At 72.5% G+C, this 16,456-nt stretch carries 17 protein-coding genes; 14 read left to right on the plus strand and 3 right to left on the minus strand.

Annotated features, from left to right (window positions below; translation table 11 throughout):
- Window positions 1-37: 37 nt before the first annotated feature.
- The 9 genes from PSH03_RS15065 to PSH03_RS15105 all read left to right on the plus strand — a co-directional run bounded on the left by PSH03_RS15065 (window position 38) and on the right by PSH03_RS15105 (window position 7,241).
- A complete protein-coding gene (locus PSH03_RS15065; RefSeq protein WP_238689497.1) occupies window positions 38-592 on the plus strand; it encodes an RNA polymerase sigma factor in 555 nt (184 codons plus the stop codon).
- Entirely contained in the window at window positions 592-1,602 is a 1,011-nt protein-coding gene (locus PSH03_RS15070) for a CU044_5270 family protein (RefSeq protein WP_238689498.1), read from the plus strand. Before PSH03_RS15065 ends, PSH03_RS15070 begins: the two co-directional genes overlap by 1 nt.
- Window positions 1,603-1,821: 219 nt before the next feature.
- Window positions 1,822-2,925 (plus strand): septum site-determining protein Ssd, encoded by a 1,104-nt coding sequence (gene ssd, locus PSH03_RS15075; protein WP_238689499.1) that lies wholly within the window; start codon window positions 1,822-1,824, stop codon window positions 2,923-2,925.
- Window positions 2,922-4,133: a TadA family conjugal transfer-associated ATPase gene (locus tag PSH03_RS15080; RefSeq protein ID WP_238689500.1), complete on the plus strand. Its 1,212-nt coding sequence runs from the start codon at window positions 2,922-2,924 to the stop codon at window positions 4,131-4,133. The genes ssd and PSH03_RS15080 overlap by 4 nt, the downstream gene beginning before the upstream one ends.
- Window positions 4,106-5,413 (plus strand): type II secretion system F family protein, encoded by a 1,308-nt coding sequence (locus PSH03_RS15085; protein WP_238689501.1) that lies wholly within the window; start codon window positions 4,106-4,108, stop codon window positions 5,411-5,413. The genes PSH03_RS15080 and PSH03_RS15085 overlap by 28 nt, the downstream gene beginning before the upstream one ends.
- 158 nt (window positions 5,414-5,571) lie before the next feature.
- Entirely contained in the window at window positions 5,572-6,195 is a 624-nt protein-coding gene (locus PSH03_RS15090; protein WP_238689502.1) for a type II secretion system F family protein, read from the plus strand.
- A gap of 22 nt (window positions 6,196-6,217) precedes the next feature.
- A complete protein-coding gene (locus PSH03_RS15095; RefSeq protein WP_081883916.1) occupies window positions 6,218-6,385 on the plus strand; it encodes a DUF4244 domain-containing protein in 168 nt (55 codons plus the stop codon).
- Between the two features lie 47 nt (window positions 6,386-6,432).
- Window positions 6,433-6,828: a TadE family type IV pilus minor pilin gene (locus tag PSH03_RS15100; protein WP_238689531.1), complete on the plus strand. Its 396-nt coding sequence runs from the start codon at window positions 6,433-6,435 to the stop codon at window positions 6,826-6,828.
- Window positions 6,828-7,241 (plus strand): Rv3654c family TadE-like protein, encoded by a 414-nt coding sequence (locus tag PSH03_RS15105; protein ID WP_308194383.1) that lies wholly within the window; start codon window positions 6,828-6,830, stop codon window positions 7,239-7,241. The genes PSH03_RS15100 and PSH03_RS15105 overlap by 1 nt, the downstream gene beginning before the upstream one ends.
- A 450-nt stretch (window positions 7,242-7,691) precedes the next feature.
- On the opposite strand, the gene PSH03_RS15110 is transcribed toward PSH03_RS15105, so the two are convergent.
- The 3 genes from PSH03_RS15110 to PSH03_RS15120 form a co-directional block, all read right to left on the minus strand.
- Entirely contained in the window at window positions 7,692-8,270 is a 579-nt protein-coding gene (locus PSH03_RS15110) for an LURP-one-related family protein (protein ID WP_210783986.1), read from the minus strand.
- A 165-nt stretch (window positions 8,271-8,435) separates the two neighbouring features.
- A complete protein-coding gene (locus PSH03_RS15115) occupies window positions 8,436-8,645 on the minus strand; it encodes a hypothetical protein (RefSeq protein ID WP_030334221.1) in 210 nt (69 codons plus the stop codon).
- 99 nt (window positions 8,646-8,744) lie between these two features.
- Window positions 8,745-11,117, minus strand: a complete 2,373-nt coding sequence (locus PSH03_RS15120) for a DEAD/DEAH box helicase (protein ID WP_255750665.1) — start codon at window positions 11,115-11,117, stop codon at window positions 8,745-8,747.
- 188 nt (window positions 11,118-11,305) lie between these two features.
- Here PSH03_RS15120 and PSH03_RS15125 point away from each other — a divergent pair, with 188 nt between their 5' ends.
- From PSH03_RS15125 to PSH03_RS15145, 5 genes are all read left to right on the plus strand, one after another.
- On the plus strand, window positions 11,306-11,662 hold the full coding sequence (locus PSH03_RS15125) for an STAS domain-containing protein (RefSeq protein ID WP_210783984.1): 357 nt from the start codon (window positions 11,306-11,308) through the stop codon (window positions 11,660-11,662).
- On the plus strand, window positions 11,659-12,096 hold the full coding sequence (locus tag PSH03_RS15130; protein WP_030334228.1) for an ATP-binding protein: 438 nt from the start codon (window positions 11,659-11,661) through the stop codon (window positions 12,094-12,096). Before PSH03_RS15125 ends, PSH03_RS15130 begins: the two co-directional genes overlap by 4 nt.
- A 316-nt stretch (window positions 12,097-12,412) precedes the next feature.
- Complete coding sequence (locus PSH03_RS15135) at window positions 12,413-14,773, plus strand: sodium-translocating pyrophosphatase (RefSeq protein WP_238689504.1); 2,361 nt, start codon at window positions 12,413-12,415, stop codon at window positions 14,771-14,773.
- A 51-nt stretch (window positions 14,774-14,824) separates the two neighbouring features.
- Window positions 14,825-15,364, plus strand: coding sequence for a hypothetical protein (locus tag PSH03_RS15140; protein ID WP_210783982.1), 540 nt, complete (start codon window positions 14,825-14,827; stop codon window positions 15,362-15,364).
- Window positions 15,355-16,089 carry a hypothetical protein gene (locus PSH03_RS15145; protein ID WP_210783981.1) on the plus strand — a complete coding sequence of 245 codons (735 nt, stop codon included), beginning with the start codon at window positions 15,355-15,357 and terminating at the stop codon, window positions 16,087-16,089. Before PSH03_RS15140 ends, PSH03_RS15145 begins: the two co-directional genes overlap by 10 nt.
- Window positions 16,090-16,456 lie beyond the last annotated feature (367 nt).

Genomic DNA, 16,456 nt, shown 5'->3' on the forward strand with positions numbered 1-16,456 from the left:
AGCCACTGTGAGAGTCGCCGAGGCAATGGGGGTTCGGGTGGGTCCACCGGAGAAGCGGGACGAGGGCTGGTTCACCAGTCTCTACGCCGCCGAGTACGAGCACATAGTCCGATACGGTCTGCGTCGGCTCGCTGACCGGGATGCGTCCGCGGAGCTTGCCCAGGAGGTCTTCGTCGTCGCCTGGCGTCGCCGCGTCGAGGTGCCGGAGCGCAGCCTGCCCTGGCTGTACGGGGTGGCCCGGCGCCTTCTGGCAAACCAGTGGCGGTCACGACGTGCCGCACCGGACCTCCTTTCGACCACCGATGTCGACCTCGAGCGACTGGCCGGATCGTCGGGTGCCGACACGAGCGTCGGGGTCGCCGACATCTGGACTGCTCTGGCCACCCTCAACGACCTCGACCAGGAAATCCTCCGGCTGGTCGGCTGGGAGGAGCTGACGGTGTCCGAGGCGGCCAAGGTTCTCGGCTGCACCGGGGCGACCGCCGCGGTGCGCCTGCATCGCGCCCGCCGCCGTCTTGCCGAAGCGATGTCGGACCGGCCCGCGCAGACCCGGCGTAGCCCGGTGTTGGTGACCATTCGAGAGGATCTGTGATGTTCGGAGCAGAGCGCACCCGTACTCTTCTCGGCCCGGCCGACCCGGCCCGGAACGCCGCCGTCGGGCCACCGCTGGTCTCGGCGCGCGAGCTGATCGACCGCGCCGACGCTACCGAAACGGTCGCCGGGCGTCGTCGCGTACGACCGACCCGCCGGCTGGTCCTGACGGCCGGGACGCTGGCGGTCGCGGCCGGTGCCGTGGCGGTGCTCCAGCCGTTCGGCGGGGACGCACCGGACACTCCGGGCGAACCGGCGGCGGCAACGGGGTTGGTGCTCGTGCCGGTCGCGTACCAGTTCGACGCGGATCCGCCGGCCGCCGGCCCGCAGCTGCGCATGCTGGCCGACAAGATCAAAGACGCGGCGTACGACCACCAGAGCGGCCGCTACATGTATCACCACACGAAGCTGTGGGGCGATCCGGTGATGACGTCCGCCGACGGCCGCCACCACGTGGCCTTCGCCAGCGAGACGAAGCTCTGGCAGGCCGCCGACGGGACCGGCAACCAGGTCAGCACCCAACTGGAGCCGCAGTACCCCGACCAGGAGTCTCGGGACTACTGGCAGCGCGAGAGCGCTGCGCGGCCAGCAGCCACCGGCACCCCCGCACCGGACGTCATTCCGCTGTCGCCCGAGGAGCTCAGGCCACTGTCGGCCGACCCGTCGGAGCTCCGGGAGCGGCTGAAGGTCGAGTACGGCGCGGGGGCGGCGAGCAAGTGGGTCGGCACGCTCTACGGGCAGTACGTCGTACCGCGTGCGACCCGAGCGGCGGTCCTGCGGGTCCTGGCCGACGTGCCCGGCTTCCGCTGGCGGGGGCAGGTCACGGACCGTGCCGGCCGCAAAGGAGTCGCCGTCACCTTCGACGACCGCGAACACGACCAGCAATCCCTTCTGATCTTCGATCCGAAGACGGGCGAATTGCTCGCCGATGAGCTGTTGACGCTGTCGCCCGTGCGGATCAGCTCGTACAAGGTGATCCTCGATACCGCCTGGTCGAATCAGCCCAGCTGACCACCGTCTTGCGGGGCCGCTCCTTTTGGGAGCGGCCCCGCTGTCTTTGCTCAGCGGCGCTAGCTGCGGAGTTGCCCGCGCCCGTAGCAGATCAACTTTCTCAGCGGGGGTTTTCCACAGGCCACCAGGTTGTCCACAGGCGACGACATCGCGACGGCTCGTGGGGCGGATTCCGAGCACTGTCGGCGGCATACCAGAGCCCGACCGCTGGAGGCCGCGATGCCACCCCGTACCACGGTTCCGCCGATCCGCCGGCTCCCGCTGGTCGTCACCGGCGACGATGATCTGCTCGACGATGTGCTCCGGCTCGCCGCCGTCGGCGGCACAGAGGTGGAGTTGGCCCGCGACCCAGCGGCTGCCCGTACCCGGTGGCTTCCCGCACCCCTGGTGCTGCTCGGCGCCGACCAGGCGCAGGCGTGCCTGCGCGCCCGGTTGCCGCAGCGGCCCCGGCTGGTGCTGCTCGGCCGGGCCGGTCAGCTCGACCCCGGCTGGCAGATCGCCGAGCTGATCGGGGCCGAGCACGTCGCCACGCTGCCGGCCGCGGAGCCGTGGCTGGTCGACCGGTTCGCCGAGCATGATCCGGGCCGTCCGGCCGGCGTCGGCGCCCGGGTCGTCGCTGTCCTTGGGGGTCGGGGCGGTGCGGGCGCGAGTGTGCTCGCCGGTGGTCTTGCGGTGACCGCCGCGCGGGCCCGGCTGCGCACTCTCCTGGTCGACGCCGACCCACTTGGTGGTGGCCTCGACCTCGTGCTGGGCTGGGAGCAGTTGGAGGGTCTGCGCTGGCCGTCGCTCACCAGCGCCGACGGACGGGTGGACGCCCCGGCGCTGGTGCAGGCCCTGCCCAGCCGGGGTGATCTCGTGGTGCTCTCCTGGGACCGCGGCGAGATGCTGCCGTTGCCGCCGACGGCGATGGCGGCGACCGTCGACGCGGCCCGGCGTGGGCGGGACTTCGTGGTGATCGACCTGCCCCGACAGTTGGACGATGCGGCAGTGGTGGCGCTGCAAGCCGCCGACCAGGCGTTCGTCGTCGTGCCGGCCGAGTTGCGCGCCACCGCTGCGGCCACTCGGGTGGTGGCCGCAGCCGCCCCGCACTGCGCTGCGCTCTCGGTGGTGGTGCGCGGGCCTGCGCCAGGGCGGTTGCGGTCGTCCGAGGTGGCACGCGCGCTGGGCCTCCCCTTGGCCGGCACGCTGCGCCCCGAGCCGGGGCTCTGCCGTGGGCTGGAACGGGGCGAGGCGCCGGCCGCCGGGGGCAAGGGCCCACTTGCCGCGCTCTGCCAACGGATCGTCACCGACCTCACCGGCGTGCCGGCTACGGGTGCGGCATGACCGCCGGGCCGGAGGATGGCACGCTCGCCGCCCGGGTACGGCAGCGGATCGCGGCAGCCACCACCCCGGTCACCGCGGCGGCCATCGTTTCCGCGGTACGGGCCGAGCCCGCCGCCGCAGTGCTCGGTGACACCGCCATGCTGCGGATCGCCGACCGGGTGCGCGACGACCTCGTCGGCGCCGGGCCGTTGGCGCCGCTGCTGGCCGACCCGGAGGTCACCGACGTCCTCGTCAACGGTGCCCGGGTCTGGGTCGACCGCGGGTCGGGGCTGCAGCAGGTCGCCGTCCCGGTGGGCTCGGTGGAGGACGTCCGCCGGTTGGCGCAGCGGCTGATCGCCAGCGCGGGGCGGCGGCTCGACGACGGCTCCCCGTACGCGGACGCGCGGCTTCCCGATGGCACCCGACTGCACGCCGTGCTGCCGCCGGTGGCGACCGAAGGTCCCTACCTGTCCCTGCGGACCTTCCGGCACCGGCCGTTCACCCTCGACGAGTTGGTACGCCAGGGGACCGTGCCGCGACCGTTGGCACCACTGCTCGCTGCCGTCGTGGCAGCCCGGTTGGCGTACCTGGTGACCGGGGGTACCGGGTCAGGCAAGACGACACTGCTCAACACGTTGCTGGGAATGGTGCCGGCCACCGAACGGATCGTGCTGGTGGAGGACGCCGCCGAGCTGCGCCCGGGGCATCCGCACGTGGTGGGGCTCCAGGCGCGTACCGCCAATGTGGAGGGCACGGGCGTGGTCAGCCTGGCGGACCTGGTCCGACAGGCGTTGCGGATGCGCCCGGACCGGCTGGTCGTCGGGGAGTGCCGGGGCGGTGAGGTGGTCGATCTCCTGGCCGCGCTCAACACCGGCCATGACGGGGGCGCCGGCACCCTGCACGCCAACACACCGTCGGACGTGCCGGCCCGGTTGGAGGCCCTGGGCATGTTGGGTGGGCTGCCTCGCGCCGCGCTGCACGCCCAGGTGGCCGCCGCGTTGCAGGTGCTGTTCCAGGTGCGACGAAGCAACCGGGGTCGTGTCCTGGAGTCGGTCTGCCTGCTGCTGCCCGAGGGGCCCGAACGGTTGGTGACGGTGGTGCCCGCCTGGGTACGCGGCAGTGGGCTCGGGCTCGCCGCCCGTGCCCTCGGGGCGCTGCTGCGGGAGCGTGGGGTGGCGGTGCCGCCCATCCTCAGCGAGCCATGGCCCGGATCGGCGGGTCCGGCATGACCGGCGAGACGATGCTGGTGGCGGCACTGCTCCTGGTCGCCGCTGCCCTGGTGGCGTGGCCGGTGCGGAGCATTCGGTCCCGTCGACGTCGCGTGCTGGCACCGGGGCGGAGGGCCGGCGGCGTCGATCCGGATGACGCCCTGGTGCAGTGGATCAGGGAACTCGGTCGCACGCCGGACGGGCCGGTCGACGGCACCGCCCCGACCAACGGTCATCCGGTCGACGTCGCGTGCGAGTCGGCGACTACTGCGGGTGCCAACGGAAGACGGACGGCACTCGGCTGGCCCGACCGGGACGTCACCGGCAGCCCGAGGTGGCCGGGAGCGGCAGACAGGTTCACGCGTCCGTTGGGCCCGACGCGCCCGCCGGCCCGTCGGGATCCCCGACGCCCGACCGGCACCGCCCGCCCGGAAGCGCCCCCCACCATGCTTGACGTCGAACAACGGCCGGCGGCCACGGTCACGATCGGTGTCAGCGGTGTGGACGCGGCCGGTCGGAACGAGGTCTCCGGGCCGGCAACCGCCGATGGGCACGGCGACCTGGACGCCGGCTGTCGGGGCGACGCGTCCGCCGGGGCGGCGTCCGACGGGTGCGCGATCGTCGATTGCCGCGCCCACGGGCGCGTCAGCCCGACCGACAGAAGGCTGGGTGCGCCTCCGTCGGTGCGCATCTCGCGATCGACGACCCGCGTGCTGTCGGTGGTCGGTCTGCTCGGTGGCGGTGTGGGTGCCGTGGTCGGCGGTCCGGTGGCCGCGGTCGCGATGGCCGGGTACGCAACGCTGGCCGTGCGCGCCGCGCTGCGTTGGCGAGTGAACCGGAGCGCCGAGCGGGACCGACGACGTGGGCTGGACCAGCTCTGCGGCCTCGCGGCGGATTTGCGGGCCGGCCTGCCCGTCCCACACACGCTCGACGTCACGGCCGTCCATAGTGACGGGGCGAGCCGCCTACGTCAGCTGACCTCGGCGGCGGTGCGGTTGGCCGACCGGACCGGTGCGCCGCTGGCGGAGCTTCTGGAGCGGATCGAGGCGGACGCTCGGGCGACCGACCGGGGTCTGGCCGCGGCGGCGGCCCAGGCGGCCGGTGCCCGGGCCACGGCCTGGCTACTGGCGGCCCTGCCGCTTGGCGGGATCGGGCTGGGGTACGCCATCGGCGTCGACCCCATGTCGGTGCTCCTGCACAGCACGATCGGCGGCGCTAGCGCGGTAGTCGCGGTCGCACTTCAGGTCGTGGGCCTCCTCTGGACGGAACGGCTGGGCGCGACACCGGGGCGGGCCGGATGACGGCCCGAGGCCCAGCCGGCCAGCCCGGCGCCGCCGGCCAACCTAGCTCCGGGAGGCAACGCAGCTGGGCCGGCCAGCGCAGCCCAGCCGACCGGCCCAGCTCAGCGAGCCAAGCCAACTGGGCGAGCCAAGCCCACTCGGCGAGCCAGCCCAGCTCAGTGAGCCAGCCCAGCTCAACCAGGCGGCGACGGCCGGACGCGATCCGCCTCGTGGCGGTGTTGGCTGGGCTCGCCGTGGCCATCGTCGTCGAGGGCTGGCTCGGGCTGCTCGGCGCTCTTCCGGCCGCCTTCCTGCTCGATGTCCTGTTGCGGCGGATCGAGTCGCCCGCTGTGCGTAGGCGGCGGCAGCAGGAGGCCGCCGACCTACCGCTCGCCGCCGACCTTCTGGCCGCGGCGATGCGGGCGGGTGCGCCGGTGGATCGCTCGGTGTTGGCCGTCGCCGAGGCACTGGACGGGCCGATCGCCGGCCGGTTGGCCCGTGTTGGCCGCACGCTGCTGCTTGGTGGTGGCCCAGCGGAGGCATGGTCCGCGCTGGACGGCGTGCCCGGCGCGGAGCGCCTCACCGCGGCGGCGTTGCGCTCGGCCAACAGTGGTGCCGCCCTGGCCGGCGCCCTTACCCGGCTCGCCGACGACCTGCGCGCCGACCGGGCCACCGCTGCCGAGGCATCGGCCCGCCGGGCGGGTGTGCTCATCGTTCTGCCGCTGGGGCTCTGCTTCCTGCCGGCGTTCATTCTCGCCGGACTCGTGCCGGTGATCGTCGCCGTCCTCGGCGACGTGCTCTGACCCATCGAGAAGGGAAACAGTCATGCGCAAACTCATCGCTCGCCTGCGCGGCGATGCCGGGATGAACACGGCCGAGTACGCCGTGGGTACCCTCGCCGCGGTCGCCTTCGCCGGGATCCTGTTGAAGGTGCTGACCTCCGGCAACGTCCAGTCGGCGCTGACCGCCGTCATCGACCGGGCACTGAAGTGATCGAGCGCCGGCGGGCCGGCCGCGATCCAGGGCCGAGTGTTCCCGGGCTGGCGGCACGCGCCGGGCGGAGACTTCACGTCCTCGCGCGGACCGTTGGCGGGGACCGGGGGTCCTTCACCGCCGAACTGGCGGCCGGCCTGCCGGCGCTGCTCCTGCTCCTGCTGGCCGGCCTGACCGCTGTCAACGCCGTCAGCGCACAGGCGGGCTGCCTGCACGCGGCCCGGGAGGCTGCGCTCGCCGCAGCCCGGGGTGCGGACGGCAGCGCGGAGGGTGGCCGTGCGGCGCCGCCGGGCGCGACGGTTTCGGTGTCCGTCGACGGCGACCGGGTGCAGGCGACGGTACGGGCACCCGTCCGGACGTTGGGCGGCCGGCTACCGCGGATCACAGTGGTCGCCACCGCCGTCGCCGCCGTCGAACCGGGCACTCACGAGGGGAGTTGGTAGTGCGAAGAGATCCCTCACCCCGCTCCGGTCGAGAACCGGCTGCCGGAGGGCTCGTTGCTGGCCGGCCGGACCGCCAGCGAGGTGGCGCGACGATCCTGCTGTTGGCGATGGGGCTCGTCTTCGTGGTGTTCGGGACGTTCGGTGCCGCCATCGTCGCCGCCGGAATGGCGAGTCAGCGGGCGGCGGTAGCAGCCGACCTCGGCGCGCTGGCCGGGGCGGCGCGGGCGCTCGACGGCGACGCGGTGGCCTGCGCCTCCGCCGCTGACCTCGCCGGTCGCAACGATGGCCGGCTGGTCGGCTGCCACCTCGACGGGTTGGACGTGCTGGTGACGGTCGAGGTGGCGTTCACGCCACTACCCGGCCTGACCCGGGTGGCCGCGGCGAGCGCCCGCGCCGGCCCGGTGCGGGGCTGACCCTCACTGGCTGGGCGCCTGCTCAAGGAGCCAACGGCCCTGGTGGGATTGGTGGGCGCTGTGGAGCTGAATCGGTTAGGACATCAAGGGTGATGCGTTTACGACATCAGCTCCAAAGGGAGACCGGACCCGTCAGGGGCCGAGTCACCAACGGCCTCGCGCCTGAGGAGGGTCCAACGGCGCGCCGGCAGGGGCGTGCGGTCCAACGGCCTCCCGCCCGGGAGCGCGGCCCCCGACGGCCTCCCGCCCGGGAGCGCGGTCCCCGACGGCCTCCCGCCCGGGAGCGCGGTCCAACGGCCTGCCGGCCGGGCGCGGCCAGAGCAGAGCGGCCCGACGGCCCGCCGGCCGGGACCTGGTCGAGGTCCCGGTCCCGGCCGGCAGCCGAGGATTGGGTGGCTGCTACGGCGACCGTGGAGGGTCGCCGCGCCGCCCTGGTCCGGGCCGGGTGTGTCAGCGGGCCTGGAGCGCGTCGAGGGCGACGGCCATCGCGATGACCAGGCGACGGTCGATCTGCGGGTTCTGCACCTCGACGACGTACTTGTCGCGCAGGCCCCACTTCTTGACCACGGTGAAGACCGGCTGGCCGTTCGCGGTGAAGTCGAAGTGGTACGGCAGCCAGGACAGCGAGTCGACGAATCGACGCAGCAGTGCCACCGGCATGCTGCGCTCCTGGCCCGTCACCTGCGGCAGGCCGCCCTGCTCGACGTGCCAGGTGGACCGCAGCAGCGACTGGGCGAAGTCCTTGCGGAACAGGCCGATCGGGTTGCCGGCCGCGTCGGTGACGTCGTAGGTGGCGCCGAGGTCGATGCGCTGGCGGGCCTTGAAGCCGAGCAGGGGCTGCTGCTTGGAGTCGTCCGTGTAGATGGTCACCTGCTCCTTGAAGGCGAGCCGCTTCTGCTGCGCGAACGCCAGCAGCTCACCCTCGGTGCCGTCGGGGGAGACCGCCCGGACCTCGTACTGGTTGACCATCATGCGCAGTCGCTGGCGGATGTGGAACTGGTGCTGGCCCTGCAAGTTGTCGAGCTGCATGTGTACTCCTCTGGGGGTTGGTGCGCCGGAGTCTCGCACAGCCCGACAAGTGCCGCCCTCCCCGCTGTCCATGATCAGTTGCTGCTGGGTAGCCGTCGAGGTCGCCGGACGACTACCCAGCCCGGAGTGATCACTGGTGCCCTGGCAGGATCACTCCGGGAGACCTCAGCGACTGTCGACGGAGGTCGCGGCCCGCAGCGCCCAGGTGTTAAGGACCTGGTGGATGCCGCGGAGCCGCTCGTTGATCTGTTCCAGCCGTTCCGCCTGGGCCAGGGCGGCCAGTGCCGACCCCAGCGCGATCTGCTGGTCGAGGGTGAGATTGTCCTGGTCGATGGTGTAGAGCAGGTCGACGGTCTCGGCGATGGTGTCGGCCACAGCTTCTCCTCGGGCACGGGGGGCGATCAGCAACATTGGCATCGATGGAAGCGCTCCCACATCATTGTGCCCCGTGCCATGCCGATTCATGCAAGCCGCTCAGTCCGGCAGGTTCGCCAACACCACGTCGAGGACCCGGATCGCGTCCGGCTTGGAGAGCGGGTTGTTGCCGTTGCCGCACTTCGGTGACTGCACGCAGGACGGGCAGCCGGCGTCGCAGCCGCACTCCGCGATCGCGTCCCGGGTGGCCCGCAGCCACGCCGCCGCCGTTCCGTACGCCCGCTCGGCGAACCCGGCACCGCCCGGATGCCCGTCGTAGACGAAGACGGTCGGCGCCTCGGTGTCCGGGTGCAGCGCGGTGGAGAGCCCACCGATGTCCCACCGGTCGCAGGTGGCCATCAGCGGCAGCAGGCCGATCGCGGCGTGTTCGGCGGCGTGCAGCGCACCCGGCACGTCGGCCGGCTGGACCCCGGCGAGGGCCAACGACTGCGGTGACAGGGTGAACCAGACCGCCACCGTCCGCAGCTCCCGGGCGGGCAGGTCGAGCGGTCGGGTGTCGATCACCTCGCCGGTGGCGATCCGCCGCCGCTGGTACGACACCACCTGGCTGGTCACATCCACCTCGCCGAGGAACATGCCGACCGGCCCGGCGTCCACGTAGGAGCGCACCGACACCACGGACACGTCGGTGACGTCGCGGGCGTGGGTGGACCAGTCCGGCTCCTCGGCGCGCACCAGCGCGCAACCGTCGGCCAGGTCGAGTTGGTCGACCACGTACGAGACGCCCTGGTGCAGATAGATCGCGCCGGAGTGCAGCAGGAAGTGCGACGAGCCGCCGTCGACAGTGCCGAGCAGCCGGCCGGTCGACGACTCCACCACGGCGACCGGGGCGCCGCCCTCGCCGCGCAGGTCGACCTCGGGCCGCTCCCGGTGCCGCCAGTACCAACCGGTGGGCCGCTGCCGCAGCGCCCCCGCCGCGACCAGCTGGTCGACCGCCTCCTTCGCCCCCTCACCGAAGAGCACCAGGTCGGCCGGGGTGAGCGGCGCCTCCACCGCGGCGCAGGCGAGCTGCGGTGCCAGCACGTACGGGTTGGCCGGGTCGAGCACCGTCGCCTCCACCGGCGCGCCGAAGATCGCCTCCGGGTGGTGCACCAGGTAGGTGTCCAGGGGGTCGTCCCGGGCCACCAGCACCGCGAGGGCCTCCTGCCCGGAACGCCCGGCGCGGCCCGCCTGCTGCCACAGTGACGCCCGGGTGCCCGGGTAGCCGCAGATCAGCACCGCGTCGAGCCCGACCAGGTCCACGCCCAGCTCCAGCGCGTTGGTGGAGGCCAGGCCGAGCAGGTCGCCGTGCAGCAGGGCCCGTTCCAGCTCGCGCCGCTCCTCCCGCAGGTAACCGCCCCGGTAGGCGGCCACCCGGTCACCGAGCCCCGGCACCGCGTCGTCCAGCGCTCGACGCGCGTTGGCGGCCACCACCTCGGCGCCCTTGCGGGAGCGGACGAACGCGAGGGTGCGTACCCCCTCGGCGACCGTGTCGGCGAGCAGGTCCGCGGTCTCGCGCAGCGCCGACCGACGGACCTGGTGAAGCTCGTCGTGCTCGCCGGTCGCCTGCGGCGGCACCGGAGAAGAGGCCGACGAGTCGGGTGGCAGCAGCGGCGGTTCCCAGAGCGCGAAGGTCACCCCGCCACGGGGGGAGGCGTCCTCGGTGACCGCTGTCACCGGCAGGCCGGTCAGCCGTCCGGCAGCGGTGGCCGGGTCGCCGGAGGTGGCCGAGGCGAGCACGAACACCGGGGTGGCCCCGAACCGGGCGCACTGCCGGCGCAGCCGACGCAGCACGTGCGCGACGTGCGAGCCGAACACGCCCCGGTAGGTGTGGCACTCGTCGATCACCACGTACGCGAGTCGGCGCAGGAAGCCGGACCATTGGGCGTGCCCGGGCAGGATGCCGTGGTGCAGCATGTCCGGGTTGGTCAGCACGAACCGGGAGTGCCGGCGGATCCACTCCCGCTCGGTGCGCGGAGTGTCCCCGTCGTAGCAGGCGGGGCGTACCCCCTCCAGCTCCAGCGCGGCGACGGCGCGCAGTTGGTCGGCGGCGAGCGCCTTGGTCGGCGCCAGGTAGAGCACCGTGGCCCGGGGGTCGGCGAGCACTGTGGCCAGGGCGGGCAGCTGGTACGCCAGTGACTTGCCGGACGCGGTGCCGGTGGCGACGACCACGTGCTGGCCCTCGTACGCCAGGTTGGCCGCCTCGGCCTGGTGCTGCCAGGGCGCGACCACGCCGCGTCGGGTGAACGCCGTGCGCAACTCCGCCGGTGCCCACGCCGGCCACGGCGCGGGCACCCCGGCGCGGGCCGGCACCCGCTCGACGTGGGTGACCGGGTCGGCGGCGCCCCGGGCGCGTAGCCGGCGCAGCAGGTCGGCCGGGGCTGGCCCGGGGCCGGGACCAGCGGATACGGTGGCCGCGGACGACGACTCCAGGTCGTGGCGCGGCGTGCCGCGCGCGGAGCTGAAGTCGTTGGAGGTCACGCCCTGCACTCTCGCACTGGTGTTCGGAGATGAAAAGTCGGACACCGGGGTAAGGGGAAGCCTCCGCTGGCGTCCGCAGGCCGTCCCGGCGGTAGTGGTTAGATGCCCACGAGAGTTTACGGCTCTGGCGAGGAGGACCGATGGAGCTGTCACTGGCGACCCGCACCGTGGGAGAGCACACGGTGCTCGAGGTCGGTGGTGAGGTGGACGTCTACACCGCGCCCCGGCTCCGTGAACGACTCCTCGAACTGATCGACGGTGGCGCCCGTCACGTGGTGGTCGACCTCGGTCGGGTGGACTTCCTCGACTCCACCGGTCTGGGCGTGCTGGTCGGCGCGCTCAAGCGGCTCCGCTCGGCCGCCGGTTCGTTCGCGCTGGTCTGCGACAAGGAACCGCTGCTCAAGATCTTCCGGATCACCGCGCTGGACCAGGTGTTTCCGCTGCACCCGACGGTCGACGCGGCGATCAGCGCCGACTCGGCGGGCGCCGGCGCGTGATGGCGACAGTCAAGCTCTCCTTCTCGCCCGCCCCGGTGCACGTGCGCACCGCCCGCCTGGTCGGCGTCGCCGTCGCCCGGCGGGCCGGGGTGCGTGAGGACCTGCTGGACGAGGTGCGCCTGGCCATCGGTGAGGCGTGCACGCGCGCGGTGGCCCTGCACCGGCAGTACGGCCTGGCCGACCCGGTGCTGGTGGAGATGTCCGACGGTGGCTCGTACGCAGTGCGGGTGGTGGACCGGGCGCCGATCGAGGCGGGTATCGGTCTGACCGCGCTGCCGCCGGACGAATTGGCCAACGAGTCGCTGACCGATGAGGCGCTGACCACCGGCGTCGGCTTCGCGCTGCTCGCCGGCTTCGTCGAGGACCTCCAGGTGCGCCCGGTCGACGAGGGCATCGGCACCGAGGTACGGATGGTGTGGCCCGTCGGCCGCTGATCAGTTCCGCTGCGTAGGCCGCGTCCCCTGCCGGGGATGCGGCCTTCTTTGCATGGATGGGGCCCTATATCAGATTTCGTTTCATAACACAGCGACGAAGATCATCGCGACACGGTGCCACCTGGGTGTGACCTCCAACACTGCGGAGGGCTACAGTACCCGGGTTGTCAGCAAGTGACCTATCCCGCAGCCAGCGGGTATGGGTGTTCATCGCTGGTCCGCTGGTGGGTTGGCGCGCGCTTGCGAGTCCGCATCCAGGCGTCGGTCAGTGCGTCTCCACTCACCGGCGCGATTGTTCGGTAACAGGAGGACACAGATGTCCGAGACCTTGGCCGCCGACGGCGGCGGGCTTTCCCTTACCGGAAGCAATGTCACCTACGTCGTCATCGCCGCGGTTGTCGCGCTGGTGGCACTCGGTTTCGCTGCCGCCCTGACGAAAACGGTGCTGGCCGCTGGTAAGGGCACCGAGAAAATGCAGGAGATCTCGGGGGCGGTCCAGGAGGGCGCCTCGGCCTACCTGCTCCGGCAATTCCGCACCCTGGCGATCTTCGTCGTCGTCGCCGTCGTGCTGCTGTTCCTGCTTCCGGTGCACGACACCGATGGCAGTGAGCTGGCCGTGAAGATCGGCCGTTCGCTCTTCTTCGTGGTGGGCGCCCTGTTCAGCGCGTTCATCGGCGGCGCCGGCATGTGGTTGGCCACCCGCGCCAACCTGCGCGTGGCCGCCGCCGCGCGGGAGCGAGCAGGTGGCCGCGAGGCCGCCATGAAGATCGCTTTCCGGACCGGCGGCGTCGTCGGCTTCCTCACCGTCGGCCTCGGCCTCTTCGGTGCGGCGCTGGTCGTCCTCGTCTACCGGGGTGACGCGCCCACAGTGCTGGAGGGCTTCGGCTTCGGCGCCGCGCTGCTCGCGATGTTCATGCGGGTCGGCGGCGGCATCTTCACCAAGGCCGCCGACGTCGGCGCCGACCTGGTCGGCAAGGTCGAGCAGGGCATCCCCGAGGATGACCCGCGCAACGCCGCCACCATCGCCGACAACGTGGGCGACAACGTCGGTGACTGCGCCGGCATGGCCGCCGACCTGTTCGAGTCGTACGCGGTCACGCTGGTCGCCGCGCTGATCCTCGGCCGCGCCGCCTTCGGCGAGCAGGGCCTGGTCTTCCCGCTGATCATCTCCACCATCGGCGTGCTGATCGCGATCGTCGGCGTCTTCATCACCCGGCTGCGCGCGTCCGACCGTAACGCCCTGACCGCGATCAACCGGGCCTTCTATCTGTCTGCGGTGCTCTCCGCGGTGCTGGTGGCGATCGCCGCGTACGCGTACCTGCCGGCGACGTTCGGCGAGTTCGACAGTGGCCTCACCGACGCCACCGGCAACCCGCGACTGGTGGCCATCGGCGCGGTCGTGATCGGCATCGTGCTGGCCGCCGCGATCCAGGCGCTGACCGGCTACTTCACCGAAACCAAGCGCCGACCGGTGCAGGACATCGGCAAGAGCTCGCAGACCGGTGCGGCGACAGTGATCCTGGCCGGCATCAGCATCGGCCTGGAGTCGGCTGTCTACTCGGCGCTGCTGATCGGCGCCGGCGTCTTCGGCGCCTTCCTGCTCGGCGGCAGCTCCATCACGCTGTCGCTGTTCGCTGTGGCGCTGGCCGGCACCGGCCTGCTCACCACTGTCGGCGTGATCGTCGCGATGGACACCTTCGGGCCGATCTCCGACAACGCCCAGGGCATCGCCGAGATGTCCGGCGACATCGACGAGCACGGCGCTCGCACGCTGACCGAGCTGGACGCGGTCGGCAACACCACCAAGGCGATCACCAAGGGCATCGCGATCGCCACGGCGGTGCTCGCCGCGACCGCGCTGTTCGGCTCGTACACCGACACGCTCAGCAGCGCGTACGCGACGGCCGGCGTGGGCGACGTCGGCAACGAGATCCTCAACGCGCTGAACGTGGCGAACCCGCGCAACCTGGTCGGCCTGATCATCGGCGCGGCGGTGGTCTTCCTCTTCTCCGGGCTGGCCATCAACGCGGTGTCCCGCTCGGCCGGTGCCGTGGTGATGGAGGTCCGCCGGCAGTTCCGTGAGCTGCCCGGCATCATGGACGGCACCCAGCGCCCGGAGTACGGCAAGGTCGTCGACATCTGCACCCGGGACGCGCAGCGCGAGCTGATGACCCCCGGCCTGCTCGCCATCCTGGCGCCGATCGCTGTCGGCTTCGGCCTCGGGCCCGGCGCGCTCGCGGCGTACCTGGCCGGTGCGATCGGTGCCGGCACGCTGATGGCGGTGTTCCTGTCCAACTCCGGTGGGGCCTGGGACAACGCCAAGAAGCTTGTCGAGGACGGCGCGTACGGCGGCAAGGGTTCCGAGGCGCACGCCGCGACTGTCATCGGCGACACCGTCGGTGACCCGTTCAAGGACACCGCCGGCCCGGCGATCAACCCGCTGCTCAAGGTGATGAACCTGGTCTCGCTGCTGATCGCTCCCGCCGTGGTGGCCTGGAGCGTCGGCGACGAGCGCAACGTCGGCCTGCGGGTCGGCATCGCGCTGGCCGCGACGCTGATCATCGTGGCGTCGGTGGTGTTCAGCAAGCGCAAGGGCATCGCGATGTCCGACTCGGACGCCGATGGCAGCACCGGCGCGGGCAGCACCGATCACCGCCCGGAGACGGTAAACGCCTGATCCAGGAACGGCCCGATGCCACACCTGGCCAAAGGCCGTACGCTGCAACGCATGCGTACGTGCCGGGCGTCTGCCGCCGGAAAGTTCACGGTGGTCCTGGCCACGATCGTCGTCCTGGCCGGCTGCGGCGGGGGTCCCAGCCCACGGGCCTGGGCGGCCTCGGTCTGCGGTGCCCTCACCCCGTGGCGCTCCGAGATCAACAAGCTGACCAGCAGCACCGATGAGCAGATGACCGCGCAGACCACGCCGGCGCAGGCCAAGGAGAACCTGGTGCGGCTCTTCGACGGGGCGGAGCAGGCCAGCGAGGCCGCGCGCCGCAAGGTGGAGAAGGCGGGCATCCCGGAGGCCGAGAACGGGGAGGCCATCTCCGCTGGTTTCCGTAACTCCCTGGGGAAGATGCGGGACGCGTACGGTCGCGCCCGGGACACCATCGACGGCCTGGGCACGGGCGAGCCGACCGTCTTCTACGACGGCGTGCGGGCCGCCGTGGCGACCCTCAACAAGGAGTACGACGCCAGCGCGCTGGACACCAGCAAGCTCAACTCCGAGGAGTTGAAACAGGCATTCGACGAGGTGCCGGAGTGTCGCTGAGCGGGCTCGGTGACACCGGGAAGGCACAGCCGCCCCCGGCGCTGTTCCCCGCGCCCGAGTCCGACACGCCCACTCCCGGGCGACGCCGCGGCGGCGCGCCGCAGAACCGCCCGTCGCAGGACGGCTCAGCTCAGAAGGGTGACGACGCGGGCCGGCAACTTGTCTTCTTCGGCGCGGACGCGGCCGAACCGACCGTCGCCGATCTGGCCGGGCTGCTCGCCGGGCCGGGTGAGGTGGTCCGGATGGGCGGCACCGCCCGGCTCTCGGTGCAGGTGGACGCCGCCTGGCGGGTGCACGTGCTCGTCGCCGAGTTGGCGTCGCGTGGGCTGGCGGCGAGCTGGGAGCCGACCGAGGGCGCGCGACACGCCGTTCGTACGTCGTACACCCGGGTCTTGAAGCCGCTCGCGGCCGCCTGGCTGCACGGTACGACGAAACGCCCGCCGGCCGCGTTCCACCTGACCGGCCGGCGGTTGCGGCTGTGGCTCGCCGCCGCCGGGACGCCGGAGCCTCCGGACTGTTTTCTGTTGCGGCTGGGCGCCGACGACCAGGAGTGTTGGGAGCCGATCGGTGTGGCGCTCGCCTCGGCGGGGCTGGCCGGGACGCTGCTCGGCCCGGGTGAGGGCGGCCCGGCGTACCGGATCGCCGGCCGCCGCCGGTTGGCCCGCCTCGCCGAGCTGGTCGGCGGGCCGCCGACCGCGACGCCTGCCGACGCCTGGCCAACCTGATCCACCCCACCTTCACCGGATCGATCATGGAGTTGTGGTGGGGGACGTATTGCCTTTCCGGGGTTAAAACGCCCACCGTAAGTCCATGATCGACGGGGTTGGGCGGCGGCCCGGGGGTGGGGCGGCCGGGTGTCCGGTGCCGGACAGCCGGCGGGTCGATCCAGGCGGAAAACGGGCGGGTCGGGCCTCGGTCATGGGTCCGCCATCGTCACAGTGACCCGCTTCGAGCCCTACCCACGGTGTACGGTGGCGCCGTCCGGCAGTGCCGAGCGCGGCGAGGCGGCGTCCACGACCGCGTCGAAGCGGTTTGCGGCCCGCGAAACCCGAAACGCGGGCGGCGCGTTACGTTGGACATCCGGACCGCCGG

The organism is Micromonospora salmantinae, assembly GCF_022230905.1.
Taxonomy (GTDB): Bacteria; Actinomycetota; Actinomycetes; order Mycobacteriales; family Micromonosporaceae; genus Micromonospora; species Micromonospora salmantinae.

What these genes read in the sequence shown, in the direction of transcription:
- PSH03_RS15070 (WP_238689498.1), top strand. Translation starts at nt 592, where the DNA reads ATGTTCGGAGCAGAGCGCACCCGTACTCTTCTCGGCCCGGCCGACCCG.
- ssd (WP_238689499.1), top strand. Translation starts at nt 1,822, where the DNA reads ATGCCACCCCGTACCACGGTTCCGCCGATCCGCCGGCTCCCGCTGGTC.
- PSH03_RS15080 (WP_238689500.1), top strand. Translation starts at nt 2,922, where the DNA reads ATGACCGCCGGGCCGGAGGATGGCACGCTCGCCGCCCGGGTACGGCAG.
- PSH03_RS15085 (WP_238689501.1), top strand. Translation starts at nt 4,106, where the DNA reads ATGGCCCGGATCGGCGGGTCCGGCATGACCGGCGAGACGATGCTGGTG.
- PSH03_RS15095 (WP_081883916.1), top strand. Translation starts at nt 6,218, where the DNA reads ATGCGCAAACTCATCGCTCGCCTGCGCGGCGATGCCGGGATGAACACG.
- PSH03_RS15110 (WP_210783986.1), bottom strand. Translation starts at nt 8,270, where the DNA reads ATGCAGCTCGACAACTTGCAGGGCCAGCACCAGTTCCACATCCGCCAG.
- PSH03_RS15125 (WP_210783984.1), top strand. Translation starts at nt 11,306, where the DNA reads ATGGAGCTGTCACTGGCGACCCGCACCGTGGGAGAGCACACGGTGCTC.
- PSH03_RS15135 (WP_238689504.1), top strand. Translation starts at nt 12,413, where the DNA reads ATGTCCGAGACCTTGGCCGCCGACGGCGGCGGGCTTTCCCTTACCGGA.
- PSH03_RS15140 (WP_210783982.1), top strand. Translation starts at nt 14,825, where the DNA reads ATGCGTACGTGCCGGGCGTCTGCCGCCGGAAAGTTCACGGTGGTCCTG.